The organism is Brevundimonas sp. DS20 (assembly GCF_001310255.1).
Classification (GTDB): domain Bacteria; phylum Pseudomonadota; class Alphaproteobacteria; order Caulobacterales; family Caulobacteraceae; genus Brevundimonas; species Brevundimonas aurantiaca.
The window spans coordinates 1,061,003-1,075,026 of the sequence record NZ_CP012897.1; the positions used below are offsets into that span (position 1 = coordinate 1,061,003).

The 14,024-nt window shown below is 69.3% G+C and carries 17 protein-coding genes; 16 read left to right on the forward strand and 1 reads right to left on the reverse strand.

Annotation, left to right across the window (positions count from 1 at the left end; all coding sequences use genetic code 11):
- Positions 1–33 precede the first annotated feature (33 nt).
- The gene (locus JL11_RS05075) at positions 34–1,776 is read left to right on the forward strand and encodes a cellulase family glycosylhydrolase (protein WP_054764698.1); all 1,743 of its coding nucleotides are present in this window, start codon (positions 34–36) and stop codon (positions 1,774–1,776) included.
- A gap of 331 nt (positions 1,777–2,107) precedes the next feature.
- On the opposite strand, the gene JL11_RS05080 is transcribed toward JL11_RS05075, so the two are convergent.
- On the reverse strand, positions 2,108–2,305 hold the full coding sequence (locus JL11_RS05080; RefSeq protein ID WP_054764699.1) for a hypothetical protein: 198 nt from the start codon (positions 2,303–2,305) through the stop codon (positions 2,108–2,110).
- A gap of 146 nt (positions 2,306–2,451) precedes the next feature.
- Here JL11_RS05080 and JL11_RS05085 point away from each other — a divergent pair, with 146 nt between their 5' ends.
- The 15 genes from JL11_RS05085 (at position 2,452) to JL11_RS05155 (ending at position 13,916) form a co-directional block, all read left to right on the forward strand.
- Entirely contained in the window at positions 2,452–3,225 is a 774-nt protein-coding gene (locus JL11_RS05085; RefSeq protein ID WP_054764700.1) for a YebC/PmpR family DNA-binding transcriptional regulator, read from the forward strand.
- A 123-nt stretch (positions 3,226–3,348) separates the two neighbouring features.
- Positions 3,349–4,701 carry a hypothetical protein gene (locus JL11_RS05090; protein WP_054764701.1) on the forward strand — a complete coding sequence of 451 codons (1,353 nt, stop codon included), beginning with the start codon at positions 3,349–3,351 and terminating at the stop codon, positions 4,699–4,701.
- A gap of 58 nt (positions 4,702–4,759) precedes the next feature.
- Positions 4,760–5,455, forward strand: coding sequence for an MgtC/SapB family protein (locus tag JL11_RS05095; RefSeq protein WP_054766826.1), 696 nt, complete (start codon positions 4,760–4,762; stop codon positions 5,453–5,455).
- 38 nt (positions 5,456–5,493) lie between these two features.
- Positions 5,494–6,069: a hemerythrin domain-containing protein gene (locus JL11_RS05100; RefSeq protein WP_231681405.1), complete on the forward strand. Its 576-nt coding sequence runs from the start codon at positions 5,494–5,496 to the stop codon at positions 6,067–6,069.
- 80 nt (positions 6,070–6,149) lie between these two features.
- Positions 6,150–6,668: a crossover junction endodeoxyribonuclease RuvC gene (ruvC, locus tag JL11_RS05105; protein WP_054764703.1), complete on the forward strand. Its 519-nt coding sequence runs from the start codon at positions 6,150–6,152 to the stop codon at positions 6,666–6,668.
- A gap of 142 nt (positions 6,669–6,810) precedes the next feature.
- Positions 6,811–7,440, forward strand: coding sequence for a Holliday junction branch migration protein RuvA (gene ruvA / locus JL11_RS05110; RefSeq protein WP_054766827.1), 630 nt, complete (start codon positions 6,811–6,813; stop codon positions 7,438–7,440).
- 166 nt (positions 7,441–7,606) lie between these two features.
- Positions 7,607–8,638, forward strand: coding sequence for a Holliday junction branch migration DNA helicase RuvB (gene ruvB, locus JL11_RS05115; protein ID WP_054764704.1), 1,032 nt, complete (start codon positions 7,607–7,609; stop codon positions 8,636–8,638).
- Positions 8,635–8,895, forward strand: a complete 261-nt coding sequence (locus tag JL11_RS05120) for a BrnT family toxin (RefSeq protein ID WP_054764705.1) — start codon at positions 8,635–8,637, stop codon at positions 8,893–8,895. Before ruvB ends, JL11_RS05120 begins: the two co-directional genes overlap by 4 nt.
- Entirely contained in the window at positions 8,888–9,163 is a 276-nt protein-coding gene (locus JL11_RS05125) for a BrnA antitoxin family protein (RefSeq protein WP_054764706.1), read from the forward strand. Before JL11_RS05120 ends, JL11_RS05125 begins: the two co-directional genes overlap by 8 nt.
- A 66-nt stretch (positions 9,164–9,229) precedes the next feature.
- On the forward strand, positions 9,230–10,696 hold the full coding sequence (locus tag JL11_RS05130) for an alpha/beta hydrolase (protein WP_054764707.1): 1,467 nt from the start codon (positions 9,230–9,232) through the stop codon (positions 10,694–10,696).
- Positions 10,697–10,699: 3 nt separating this feature from the next.
- On the forward strand, positions 10,700–11,089 hold the full coding sequence (locus tag JL11_RS05135; protein ID WP_054764708.1) for a hypothetical protein: 390 nt from the start codon (positions 10,700–10,702) through the stop codon (positions 11,087–11,089).
- Positions 11,086–11,556: a tol-pal system-associated acyl-CoA thioesterase gene (ybgC, locus tag JL11_RS05140; protein ID WP_054764709.1), complete on the forward strand. Its 471-nt coding sequence runs from the start codon at positions 11,086–11,088 to the stop codon at positions 11,554–11,556. The genes JL11_RS05135 and ybgC overlap by 4 nt, the downstream gene beginning before the upstream one ends.
- 29 nt (positions 11,557–11,585) lie before the next feature.
- On the forward strand, positions 11,586–12,011 hold the full coding sequence (locus JL11_RS05145) for a hypothetical protein (protein ID WP_054764710.1): 426 nt from the start codon (positions 11,586–11,588) through the stop codon (positions 12,009–12,011).
- Positions 12,012–12,046: 35 nt separating this feature from the next.
- Positions 12,047–13,144, forward strand: coding sequence for a helix-turn-helix domain-containing protein (locus JL11_RS05150; protein ID WP_054764711.1), 1,098 nt, complete (start codon positions 12,047–12,049; stop codon positions 13,142–13,144).
- 58 nt (positions 13,145–13,202) lie between these two features.
- Positions 13,203–13,916, forward strand: a complete 714-nt coding sequence (locus JL11_RS05155; RefSeq protein ID WP_054764712.1) for a CPBP family intramembrane glutamic endopeptidase, BDIM_20840 family — start codon at positions 13,203–13,205, stop codon at positions 13,914–13,916.
- Positions 13,917–14,024: the final 108 nt, after the last annotated feature.

Consider the following 14,024-nt stretch of genomic DNA (forward strand, 5'->3'; position numbering starts at 1 on the left):
GAACGTTCCCACAAAAGCGCGTGGAGGAACGCCATGAGGACGGGATGGATCGCGGTCTTGGCCGCGAGCGCGGTGCTTTGCGCCGGCGGCGCGGCGGCCCAGACGGCGGCCCAGACGGGCGGTTTCCTGCGGGCCGAAGGGGCGCGGATCGTCGATGAGACGGGGCGGCCCGTTGTTCTGCGCGGCATGGGTCTGGGCGGCTGGGTGCTGCAGGAAGGCTATATGCTTCAGCTCGGCGCCCTGGGTCAGCAGCATGTGATCCGGGGGCGGATCGCCGATCTGATCGGCGAGGAGAAGACCGAAGCCTTCTACGCCGCCTGGCGCGCCAACCATACGACCAAGGCCGACATCGACGCCATGGGGCGCTGGGGATTCAACTCGGTGCGGCTGCCGATGCACTACGACCGGCTGACCCTGCCGGTCGATCAGGAGCCGGTCGCGGGACGCGACACCTGGAAGGAGGAGGGCTTCGCCGAGATCGACGCCCTGCTGGCCTGGGTCAAGGCCAATGGGATGTACCTGATCCTGGACCTGCACGCCGCGCCGGGCGGGCAGGGGAGCGACCTGGCCATATCGGACCGGGATCCGGCAAAGCCGTCGCTGTGGGACAGCGCGGAGAACCGCAGGAAGACCGTGGCCCTGTGGCGGCGGCTGGCCGAACGCTATGCGGACGAGCCGGCCATCGGCGCCTATGACCTGATCAACGAACCCAACTGGGATTTCGAAAAGCCCGGCGGCGGCCACGGCTGCGAGCAGACGGCCAACGTCCCGCTGCGGTCGCTGATGATGGAGATCACAGCGGCGATCCGCGAGGTCGATCAGCGGCACATGATCGTCATCGAGGGGAACTGCTGGGGCAACAACTATCGCGGCGTCACGCCTCTGTGGGACGACAATACGGTCATCAGCTTCCACAAATATTGGAACGCGACTGACCGGGCCTCGATCGCCGAGATGCTGCGGTTGAGGGAGGAGACCGGCGCGCCGCTGTGGCTGGGCGAATCCGGCGAGAACTCCAACACCTGGTTCACGCAGACCGTGGCCCTGGTCGAGGGCGAGGGGATCGGCTGGGCCTTCTGGCCGCTGAAGAAGATCGGCTTCAACCAGCCGCTGGAGATCAAACCCAATCCCGGCTGGGCGCGGCTGGTCGCCTATTGGACCGGCAAGGGAGAGCGGCCGTCGGCGGCGGAGGCGGAGGCGACCCTGATGCAGCTGGCGACCCAGGACGTCCGGTTCGAGAACACCGTCAAACATCGCGACGTGGTCGACGCCCTGCTGCGCCGGCCCCATTCGGACGCGGCGGTCCCCTTTGCCGATCACCGCATCGGGACGTCGGGGGCGACGATCCGGGCGGCGGACTATGACCTGGGCCGGGCGGGCGCGGCCTGGTCGGACGTCTATGATTCCGACATCGACGGGCCGGGTGAGCGCGTGCCCTGGTGGAACACCGGCCGGACCTTCAGGAACGACGGGGTGGACATCGCCCTGGTCGAGGGCGAGCCGGTGGTGGCCGAGTTCGAGACAGGGGAGTGGTTGCGCTATACGGTGACGGCCGAGACGGCCGGGACGCGGGCGCTTACGGTGGTCGGAACCGGCGGCCGGGTGTCGGTGTCGCTGAACGGAGGGAAGGCGACGGCGATTGATCTTCCGGCGGGCGACGGCTGGGGCCAGGCGACGACGCCGGCCCTGCCCTTCCTGGAAGGGACCAACACCCTGATCGTGCGGGCGGCGGATTGCGCGGCCTGCCGGGTGAAGGCGTTGCGCGTGGAGCCTTGAACGGCGGACCTCAGGACGGGGGCCTGGGCCGGCTCGGCGCCGGAGGCCCGTCGTCGCTAGAGACGCGCTCCACCAGGACCGGGCTCGGCGCGTCCGTCGTGGCCGAGCTCTTGGCGCCGGCGACGACGCGGACGGCGACAGGCCGGCCGTCGTCGGAACGCCTCGGATGAAAGAACAGGCTGAACATCGGCGCCCCCCTCGGCTGTGCTGAAGGGCAGATGGGGCGAGGCGTCGTCGCTTCAAGGTTAAACGGCGAAGACCCTTATGGTTCGGGCGTCGCTGCGCGCCACGGCCTGCTTCTTCCCCGCAGGCGAGGGGCTGGAGGGTGACTTCAGTCGTCCAGCTGTCCCGTCAGGAACAGCACGCCCACCGCCGTCAGGGCGCCCAGGGTGAAGGCGGCGATGATGGAGCCGGCGGCGACGGCGGCGGGGACGGTGACGGGGCGGGCCTCGTACCATTCGACGATGTCGGCCTCGTGCAGGTCGTCGTCGGCGCGGCCCTCGGCTTCATAGATGTCGGTCGCGTTCATCGGGGGCTCCTTATCGGCTTCAGGGATCAATACCCCCAAATGGTTGAGGTTCCACTGCGCTTCGACGCCGTCGCGGCGGCGTGACAGCCTGCCGCGCATCGGCTAGGGAGCGCGGCTCAGGTTTCAGACTGTCGAAGACGATCCCCATGGCCGGCCACTCGAAATTCAAGAACATCATGCACCGCAAGGGGCGCGCGGACGCGCAGCGCTCCAAACTGTTCTCCAAACTGTCGCGCGACATCACCGTGGCGGCCAAGTCGGGCCTGCCGGACCCGGCCGCCAATCCGCGCCTGCGCCTGGCCATCAACAACGCCAAGGCCGAAAGCCTGCCCAAGGACGTGATCCAGCGGGCGATCAACAAGGCCTCGGGCGGCGACGTCGATACGATGGAAGAGGTCCGCTACGAGGGCCGGGGCCCCGGCGGCGTCGGCATCATCGTGGAAGCCCTGACCGACAACCGCAACCGCGCGGCCTCCAACATCGGCACGGCCTTCAAGAAGAACGGCGGCGCCCTGGGCGAGATGAACTCGGTCGCCTTCATGTGGGACAAGGTGGGCAAGATCGTCTATCCGGCCGAGGCCGGCACAGAGGACGCCGTGATGGAGGCCGCCATCGAGGCCGGCGCCCAGGACGTCGAGAGCGATCTGGTCAAGCCGGACATCTATGAGGACGCGCCGGGCCACACCATCTGGACCGCCTTCGAGGACCTGAACGAGGTGGCCGAGGCCATGTCCAAGGTGCTGGGCGACCCCAAGTCCACCGCCATCGTCTGGAAGCCCCAGTCGGAGGTGACGGTGACGGGCGAGGCGGTCGGAACCCTGTTCAAACTGCTGGACGCCCTGGACGCCGAGGACGACGTGTCCGCCGTCTATTCCAATGAGGATATTTCCGACGAGGATGCGGCGAAATACGCCGGCTGATCGGCGAACGCGGGTCTCGACTTGGGTGCGCCTCGCGCTTAACCTTTCGTCAACGCTTGGGGCGCGGCTGATTCGACCTGGGGTCGAGCCGGCTGGCCGGAGCGAAGACGGAGGGGCGCGATCATGAAGTTGACCAGAATAGACCGGGTTCTGTCCCGCGGCGGCAAGGCCCAGAGCAATGAGGCCCCGGCCGCCGCCCCGGTTTCCCGGGCGGAGGAGCAGGACGTCGCCGGCCTGATCGGCGAACGGTTCGAAACCATCCAGGACAGTCTGGATCAGCTGGCCGAAATGGCCCAGCGGTTCGGGACCTTCGAGACCCTGCTGGGTCAGCTGCGCGATCCGCTGGAGGCCGAGTTCCGGTCGCGGCGCGACAATCATGTCGAACTGGTCAATCTGCGCAACGCCCATGACGAGGCGGCCCGGCAGCTGGGTCTGGCCAACGCCGAGGTCCGCCGCCTGTCCGAGGCCCTGGCGGAGGCCGAGGCCAAGGTGGACGATCTGGAGGCGCGCGGCGCCGAGACCACGGCCAATCTGCAGGAGGCCCGGGTCGAGATCGGCCGTCTGCGCGCCGACCTGGCCCAGTCCGCCACCCGGATCGAAGGCTTCGAGGCGGTCGATCGCGCCGCCGTCCAGCGCATCCGCGAACTGGAGCAGGACCAGGAGTCGCTGCGCATCCAGCTGACCCAGGCCGAGACGGCGCGGTCGGAGCTGGAGGCCGCCCGCGCCCAGATCCAGCGCGACCACGCCCTGGTGCTGGAAGAGAACACCGTGCTGCGCCGCCGCGTGGACGAGGTGGGGACCGAGGTGGCCGCCCTGGCGCGCGCCGCGGCGACCGGCGAGGGCCAGCTGGCCACCGAACGGGCCCGCGCCGCCTCCGAACAGGCCGAGGCGGCCCGCGCCATCCGCACCCTGGAAAGCCAGGTCGAGGCCGCCCGCGCCGAGGCCGCCTCCCTGACCGCGCGGCTGGACACGGCCACGGCCCGGGCCAACGGCCTGGAGGTGCTGAACAGCGAACTGACCTCGCGCCTGGGCGAACTTCAGACCGGGGGCCATGCGGCCGAGCGCCGGGCGGACACGCTGCAGATCAATCTGGACCGCGCCGTGGAGCGGGTGCGCGCCCTGGAGAGCGAGATCGAGGAGGCGCGTCAGCGTCAGGCCGCCATGGAGGTCGCCCGCGTGGCGGCCGTGGACCGCGCCGACGCCCTGGCCAAGGCGGCCGCCGGCCACGACAAGGCCATCGCCCGGGCCGAGGACCGGATGGTCAAGCTGCAGGCCAAGCTGAGTGCGGCCCAGGACGAGCATGAGAAGCGCGTCCAGACCCTGAACCAGCAGATCAGCGCCCTGCGCGAAGATCTGGAAAGCGTGCGGGCCGAGGCCGCCATGTCGGCCGCCGCCCTGGACGCCGCCCGTCGGGGCCGGGGCGGCCGTCCCAGCATCGCCGACGCCGCCGCCCAGCTTCAGGCCATCGTCGGCTGATCGTCCGAAATAGGACGCGCCCGGAACATTCGGGCGCTCCCGTCGCTTGATCGGCATGATGAGCGACCTGTTGAACGGCGCGCTCTGGCCGATCCTCGGGGCGGTCGTCGCCGGCGGGACGATCGGGCTGGAGCGCGAATGGCGCGGCCGCGCGGCCGGGTTCAGAACCCACATCCTGGTCAGTCTGGCCTCGGCCCTTCTGATGCTGGCGGCCATGCGCCAGGCCGACTGGGCGTTCCGCGCCCTGCCGGATGAGAACATCGTCACCGATCCGACGCGGATGGCCCATGGGGTGCTGACCGGGATCGGTTTTCTGTGCGCCGGCGTGATCTTCCGCACTGGATTTTCGGTGCACGGACTGACCACCGCCGCCTCCCTGTGGATCACCTCGGCCATAGGGCTGCTGTTCGGGGCGGGGCTTTACGGCCTGGGCGCCCTGGGGACCGGGGTTACGGCCCTGATCCTGGGGGGGCTGCGGCTGATCGACCTGCGCCTGCCCGACCGCAAGGTGGTGGATGTGGTCGTGGCCTGGGACCGGGCGGCGCCGTCGCCGGAGGATCAGGTCCAGGCCGCCATTCGCGCCATCGACCCCCAGGCCCATTCCGGGCGGCTGGAGCTGATCCATGACGGGCGCCGAATCCGGCGATCCTGGCGGCTGAAGGCGGCGACGGACGATGAGCTGGAGCGGCTGGCCGCCCTGTTGTGCGCCGCGCCGGGCGTCGCCGCCTATCGGTTGAATCCGCGCGACGGCTGAGCGGGGCGGGAACCGTCGCGGGCCGCGCGGATTAGCGGGTGGACCGTCAGACCCGCCACGCCCGGCGCCGGTCCGGTCGAAGGATGCAGACCCCGATGGACATCACCCAGCTGATCCTGGACGACCACGCCGAACAGCGCCGCCTGTTCTCGATCATCGAACAGATCGACCCGACCGACGTGGACGCCCTGAGCGCGGTCTGGCTGAGGCTGTCGGCCTTTCTGGACGTCCATGCCGAGGCCGAGGAGCGGTTCTTCTATCCCGACCTGATCAAGCTGGGCGAAGGGGCCAATGACGCCGACGACGGGACGGTGGAGGGCGAGACCGAAGACGCCATCGAGGACCACAACAAGCTGCGCGATGCGGTCAAGGCGGTGGAACAGCATCCGGTCGGCAGCCCGGCCTGGTTCGAGGCGGTGGGCCGGGCCAATGTGGTCAACTCCAAACATATGGGCGAGGAGGAGCGGCAGGGGCTGACCGACTTCCGCCTGAACGCCGACCTTGACCTCCGCCACGACCTGGCGGTCAGGTTCGCCGCCTTTGAGGCCGAACACATCACCGGGGTGAAGCCGGTCAACAAGGACCCGGAAACCTATGTGGAGGCCCACGGCTGAGGTCGATGGGGCCGGGTTTCTGACCCGCAGATCAAGCTGTTCATTGCCCGCTAACCCTCTTTGCGGCATGAGGGGAACGGATGGCGAACGAAACAGTCAGAATCATCGGCCTGGACCCCGGTCTGCGACGCACCGGCTGGGGCGTGATCACAGCCGACGGCGCGCGCCTGCGCTGGGTCGCGCACGGGGTGGTGGCCCCGCCCGAGGCCGCGCCCTTTTCCGAACGGCTGCTGTTCCTGTTCGAGGCCCTGGGGACGATCTGCGCCGACCACGGCTGCGAGGAGGCGGCGGTGGAAGAGGTGTTCGTCAATGTGAACCCGTCCTCGACCCTGAAGCTGGGCCATGCCCGGGCGGCGGTGATGCTGGCGCCGGCCCAAAGGGGCTTAAGGGTCGCCGAATATTCGCCGAACCTGATCAAGAAGGCGGTGGTCGGGGCCGGTCACGCCGACAAGGGCCAGATCGCCTTCATGATCAAACGACTGCTGCCGACCGCCGGGGATGTGAAGGCGGACGCCGCCGACGCCCTGGCCGTGGCGATCACCCATGCGCAACTGAGGAAACGGTCCTTGCTGGAAGCCATGCACCGGGGGGCGGCGTGAGGCGCGACATTGAAATCCTCCCCCGTTGGGGGAGGGGGACCGCCCGAAGGGTGGTGGAGGGGGCCTGCCGCGAACAGGGTGTCTGGGGCAAGCCCCCTCCACCGCTTCGCGGTCCCCCTCCCCCAACGGGGGAGGATTGGTCGTGATCGGACGTCTGAGAGGGGTGCTGGCCGAGGTCGGGGAGGCGGACTGCCTGATCGACTGCGGCGGGGTGGGCTATGTGGTGTCGTGCGGGGCGCGGACCCTGGGCCGGCTGCCGGCGCCGGGGGACGAGACGACCCTGCATGTCCATTCGCAGTGGAGCGAGGACGCGGGCCCGCGCCTGTACGGTTTTCTGACGCGGGACGAACGGCGGGCGTTCACGACCCTTTTGGCTATTCAGGGGGTGGGGCCGAAGGCGGCCCTGGCGGTGCTGGACGTGTTGCCGCCCGGCGAACTGGCGTCGGCTGTGGCGCGCGAAGACAAGGCGGCCGTGGCGCGGGCCAACGGCGTGGGGCCGAAACTGGCGCTGCGGATCGTCACCGAGCTGAAGGGCAAGCCCCTAAGCAGTATAGTGGGTGACGTCAGCTTTGCGCCGGCCGCACCCGGCATGCACGTCGAGATCGCACCGCCGGTTCCGTCCATCACCGGCGAGGCCGTGTCGGCCCTGCTCGGGCTGGGCGTCGCCGAGGTCAATGCGCGCCGCGCCGTGGATCAGGCGTTGATCCGTTTGGGCGAAGAGGCCGAACTGTCGGCGGTGATTCGCGCGGCCCTGCAGGAGCTGGGGCGGTGATTGGAAGGGGGTGGCGAGTGGCGAGTGGCGAGTGGCGAGCGCTGTCGTGTGGCCTCACCGGACTGTACGCCGCTTTTGCCGATGATGGGCCGAAAGCGGGGCGGCTTTCTCGCCACTCGCCACTCGCCACTCGCCACTCGGCAGCCACTCGCCACCCAGGTCGACCATGACCCGCATCATCTCCCCCGAGGCCGAAACGGGCGAAGCCTTCGACCGCGCCCTGCGGCCCCAGACCCTGGCGGAGTTCGTCGGTCAGTCTCAGGCCAAGGGCAATCTGAAGGTCTTCATCGACGCCGCGCGCGGCCGGGCCGAGGCCCTGGATCATGTGCTGCTGTTCGGCCCGCCCGGTCTGGGCAAGACGACTTTGGCGCAGATCGTGGCGCGCGAGCTGGGGGTGGGCTTCCGGGCCACGTCCGGACCGATCCTGGCCAAGGCGGGCGACCTGGCGGCGATCCTGACCAATCTGGAGCCGCGCGACGTCCTGTTCATCGACGAAATCCACCGCTTAAGCCCTCAGGTCGAGGAGATCCTGTATCCGGCCATGGAGGACCATGTGCTGGACCTGATCATCGGCGAGGGGCCGTCGGCGCGGTCGGTGCGGATCGACCTGGCGCCCTTCACCCTGGTGGGAGCCACGACCCGGGCGGGCCTCCTGGCCACGCCGCTGAGGGACCGGTTCGGCATCCCCCTGAGGCTTGAGTTCTATACCCCCGACGAACTGACGGCGGTGGTGCGCGGCACGGCGCGCAAGATGGGCGCCGGGATCGACGAGGGCGGGGCGCGCGAGATCGCCTCGCGGGCGCGGGGCACGCCCCGGATCGCCGGGCGGCTGCTGCGCCGGGTGCGCGACTTCGCCTCGGCCGAAGGGGCGGAGACCATCTCGAAGCTGGTGGCGGCGCGGGCCCTGGCGCGGCTGGAGGTGGACGAGGCCGGGCTGGACAGTCTGGACCGGCGGTTCCTGAAGGCCCTGATCGAAAACTACGGCGGCGGCCCGGTGGGGATGGACACTCTGGCGGCGGCCATCGCCGAGGCGCGCGACGCGGTCGAGGACGTGATCGAACCCTATCTGCTGCAACAGGGCTTCATCATGCGCACCCCGCGCGGCCGCATGGCCTGCGCCAAGGCCTATGCGCATCTGGGGCTGACCCCGCCGCCGAACCCGAGCGCCGGCCCGGTTCCCGGCGACCTGTTCGAGTGACGATCGCCTTCGATCCGGGCAAGGATGGGATCAACCGCGAGAAACACGGGCTGTCTTTGGCGCGCGCCAGCGAAATCGATCTCCGCACCGCTTATGTGCTGGTGGATGACCGTCAGGATTACGGCGAGCCACGCTGGCGCGCCTATGGTATGTTGGACGGACGGCTGCATATGCTGGCCTTCACCGTCCGCGACGGCGTAATAAGGGCCATCAGTCTGCGGCGCGCGAACGTCAAGGAGGTCCGACGCTATGGCTGATCCCGAATTCAGCCTCGATCCGAACGACTATGAGGATGGCGAGATCGACGATCCCCAGAATCCGGAGTGGACGGATGAGGATTTCGCCAGGGCGCGGCCTTTGCGGGAAGCCTTGCCTGAGCTTTACGCCCAGATCGTCGCCGAGCGCGAAGTCGGTCTGAAACTGCCTGCCGACACCATTCGCGCCTTCGCCGAAGAGGGCGAAGACTGGAAGGAGCGGATGGCCCAGACCCTGACCGAGGCGGCGCGCAAGAAACACGCGGCCTGATCGTCGATAGGCGTTGCCAAGCGAGGCGGGCGGGGGTTTGCTGGGACGAACCGGAGCCCTCGACCCATGATCCTGCGCACCCTGGCCTTAGTGGCGTTTGCGGCCGGCCTGACCAGTCTGGCGCCGCCTGCGAAAGCAGCCGCCCCCGTCTTCACCGAAAAGGCCTGTCCGGCCGACTGGCCGACCGAGGTGCGCCAGGTGCGGTGCGGAACCCTGACGGTGGACGAGGCGCGCGACGGGACGGTCAGCGACCGGCGCATCGACCTGGCCCTGGTCATCATCAAGGCCGCCGCCCCCTATAAGGACGCCTCGGATCAGGCCCTGCCGACGGTGGTGATGTTCCACGGCGGGCCGGGCGGGGCCATGGTCGGCGGGGCCGGCCGGATGCTGACGGCCCTGCGCCGCAATCCGGAAGCCTTTGCGGTGGATCAGGACGTGATCCTGTTCGATCAGCGCGGCGGCGGGGCCGGCGCCCCGTCGATGGATTGTCCGGGCGTCGAACTGACCGATGCGGGGCCGCCGTCGGATGCGGATCGCGATGGGCTGATCGCCTGTCTGAAGGGGTATCAGGCCCAAGGCGTCGATCTGAACCAGTACAACGCCGCCGCCACCGCCGCCGACGTCAAGGACATGGTCCAGGCCCTGGGCCTGTCGAAGATCGACCTGTGGGGCGGCTCCTACGGCCCGCGCATCGAGGCGGCGGTCATCACCCACCAGCCTCAGATCGTCCGCGCCGCCGTGATGGACAGCCCCTGGCCGCCCGAGGGCAACTGGGCGGTTGGAACCCCGGAACAGGTGTCGACGGCGGTCAAGATCATCCTGGGCAAATGCCAGGCCCAGGCGGACTGCGCGGCGCGCCATCCGGACCTTCAGGCGCGGTTCGAGGCCGAGGCGCGCAAATGGCTGGCCGGCCCCGTGACGGGCAAGGACGGTAAGACCTTCACCGTCGACGACCTGTCGGCCTTTCTGATGGACACCACCTACAGCGCGCGGGGCGTGCGCAGCCTGCCGGCCGATCTGGAGAAGATCATCGCCGGGGACCTGAGCCCGGTCGCAGAGATCGCCGAGGACCGGACCTATTATTTCGAGGGTCAGCACATGGCCCATCTGTGCAAGGAAGAACTGCCGTTCGAATCCAAGGCGCGGCTGGCGGCGGGCGCCGCAGGCGATCCGGTCGCTGAGGTGCTGGTCCCCTCGCTGTCGCGGCTGTTCGACGTCTGCGCGGCGGTAGGGGAACGGCCCGCGCTGCCGATCGAGAACCTGCCGGTCCAGACCGACGTCCCGACCCTGTTCGTCGCCGCCGAGATCGATCCGGGCTGCCCGCCGCCCCTGACCGAGGCGGCGGCCAAGGGCTACTCCAACAGCCAGGTGGTGATCGTGACCAATGCGACCCACGGCGTCATCAACGCCAGCCCCTGCACCCGCAAGATGGCGCGCGACTTCCTGCGCGATCCGTCGGCGCCGGTGGATCGCAGCTGCCTGCCGCCGGCGGACACGCCGCTGGACTTCATCGAGGCCGCGACGGCGGGCTGAGGCATGAAACGGGCCTGGGTTTTTCCATCCGCACCCCGCGCGGTCGCCGCCCTGTTCGTTGCGGCGGCTCTGACGGCGGCCGGGGCGGGGCTGTGGATGATGAGCCACCGGTCGCGGATTGCGCCGCCCGAGACGCCGTCGCATCGGGTCGTGCGCCAGATCGGCGAACAGCTGGGCCCCGGCGCCGAGCTGCGCTACGCCGAGGCGGGCGAGAAGCGGGCCGTCTGCGGCTATGTGGGCCGGTCCAGGGGCGGGGCGGCGGTGGGTTTCATCTCCGTGCCCAACCGCATCCTGTTCAGCGACGATCCCCTGCCGACCGAGTTCCGCGAGATGCGCCGACGCTATTGCCCCGGCTTCCTGACGCCGCCGCCCAGCGTTAGGCTGGGGACATGACCGATCTTCCAAGCGATCTTCCGACGGCGGGCCGTTTCGACGGGCGCGACCACCTGCTGCCGGTGCGGGTCTATTATGAGGACACCGACTTCACCGGCCTGGTCTATCACGCCAACTATGTCCGCTATTTCGAGCGGGGGCGGTCCGACTTTCTGCGCGCCGTCGGGGTGGGGCACGCCGACCTGCTGGAGGAGGATCAACCCCTGGCCTTCGTCGTGGCCGAGCTGAACATCCGCTATCTGAAGCCGGCGCGGATCGACGACGCCCTGGTGGTGCGGACCCAGTATGAGGCGATCCGGGGGCCGCGGCTGATCATTCGACAGACGGTGGAGCGCGGGGGCGAGGTGCTGTGCCGGGCCGAGGTGACGGCGGTCTGCATCCATCTGGACGGACGGCCGCGTCGCCCGACGAAGGGGCTGGTCGAGAAGGTGACGCCGTGGCTGGCGAAAGCCACGGGCGCCGATTAGGATTGGATGAACTCGGGGGAGGCTAGACCATGGAAAATCAGGGAATCACCGCCAGCGCGGTCATCGTGAGCTTCCTGCTGCTGGTTCTTGTGATCGGCGGCGGTCTGGTCGGCTGTCCCTATTACAAGGTCTGGGAGCGCAAGATGGCGGGCCAGGCCGAGCTGCAATATCAGCAGGGGGCGCGTCAGGCCCTGATCGCCCAGGCCGCCGCAGAAGACGAGGCGGCGATCAAACGGGCCGAGGCGGCGACGCGTCGGGTCCTGGGCTGGACCGATGCGGCCAAGCGCGGCTGCGAGGCCCTGGGCCGTCCGGGCGACCGCCAGTGCGAGGAACAGCTGCTGAAGGACGCCGCCACCTATTCCATCGCCAAGGAAGGCCATGAGGGCGTCATCATCAGCGTCGGCGCCCCCGTGTCGGTCGCTGTCGATCCGAACCGGCGGCCGAGCGCCGAGTGAGGGTCTGAGGCGAGCGATCGGCCCTAGGCGAGGCCGTGATCATCGACCAGTTGGACGTCGCCGTCCGGGCCGCGGCGGCGTCGACCCTGCTTTTGCCCGCCGCCCTGCTGCTGCGGCAATGGCGGCGGATCGGGCTGCCCGCCCTGCTGTTGGCGCCCCTGGCCCTGTGTCTGACGGGCTTCGTCCTGGGCAATACGCCCCTGACGCTCAAACCCGACGGACCGGTCGGCGCCGCAGCTCGGGTGCTGAGCGGCTTTACGGTCATCTTCCTGTGGTGGTTCTGTCTGTCATGTTTCGACCGGCGGTTCCGGGTGCGGGGGCCGGTCCTTGTGGTCGGCCTGATCTGGGGGCTGATCGCCGCCCTGGATCGGGGCCTGTTCGGTGCGGCCCTGGGACAGTGGGAATGGTCGCGGCTGCTGTTGCCGCTGGGGTTCGCCATCGTCGGCCATCTGGTCTGGCGGCTTCTGGCCGAACGGGAGGACGACCTGATCCAGCAGCGGCACGACGCCCGCGTCCTGACCGCAGTCGGGCTGGGCGGGATGTTGTTCGTCGATCTGTCGGCCGACCTGCTGTTCGGCTTCGACTGGCGGCCGCTGGCCTTCGCCCTGAGCCAAAATCTTATGATCCTGATCTTCGGCCTTTGGCTGGCCGGGCGGCTGCTGACCGTGCGGCCCGAGGCCCTGACCTTCGGCGTGACGAACGCCGAGCGGGCGCCGGCCGAAGCGCCCGACCCGGGGGTGAGGGATGCGGCCCTTCATCGCCGTCTGACCGATCTGATGGAGGGCGAACGGGTCTTTCTGGATCCCGCACTGACCTTCGCCGCCTTTGTGGCCCGCATGGGGGCGTCGGAGCGGGCCGTGCGGACCCTGATCAACCACGAACTGGGCCATGACCATTTCCGCAGCTTCCTGAACCATTATCGGGTGGCCGAGGCGCGGCGGCGGCTGAGCGCGCCGTCGCACGCCGAAGACAAGCTGATCGCCGTCGCCCTGGACAGCGGCTTCGCCTCCCTGGCCAGTTTCAACCGGGCCTTCCGCGCGGTCGAGGGCTGCGCTCCGAGCCGCTACAGGGCGGCCGCCCGCGCCGCCTCCTCGACAAAGGCAGGTTCTGAGGAGCCGAAAGCCGGGTTCTGAGGAGACGGCGCCGTCCCTGGGGCCCTAGTGCGGGCGGGTCTGACACAAGGGGACTAAAGTGAACGGATTGATCGGTTTGGCGGGGGTTCTGGCGCTTCTGCTGGGGCTGGGGACCGCGATCGGCTTGATGGACCGGCGCGGCTTTTCGTTTCGGTGGCTGCTGATCGCGGCCGGGCTGGTGGCGGTGAACGACGCCCTGCTCACCAATCTCTACGGCCTCTTGCCCGATGTGATCGGCGGGTCGTGGAACTGGCAGGGCAAGATATTGGCCCTGGCCGCCACCCTGGCGATCGCGGCCTGCCCCGGCTTCGGCCGGCGCCGCAGCGGCCTGACCCTGGTCCAGGCGCCGGGCAGTCTGAAAGCGGCCCTGCCGGTCGGCCTGCTCTATTGCGCCTTCTTCCTGGTCCTGGCCCTGGCCTTTTCGGGGGAGAGGGCCACGGGCGAAGAGATCGCCTTCCAGCTGACGATGCCGGGCCTGGAGGAGGAGCCCTTCTATCGCGGCGTGCTGTTGCTGGCGCTTTGCCAGGCCTTCACCGGGACCAAGCGCGTCCTGGGCGTGGATTGGAGCTGGGGGGCGGTTCTGTCGTGCCTGTTGTTCGGCCTGGCGCACGCCTTCGGCTTTTCGAAGGGGAGCTTTTCCTTCGATCCGCTGACGATGGCGATGACCGCCCTGCCCGCCTTCATCGCCGTCTGGCTGCGTCTGCGGACCGGAAGCCTGCTGGCGCCTGTCCTGCTGCACAATTTCGGAAACGCCGTGTCCCTGTTCCTCTGACGGGGCGCGCCTTTCTGGTGACGGCGGCGCGTGGGGCGGCTAAACGGGCGGGACGCCACACAATGGTCACGCCCGCTCGGTCGAAGAGGGGACGTGACCGATCCTGAT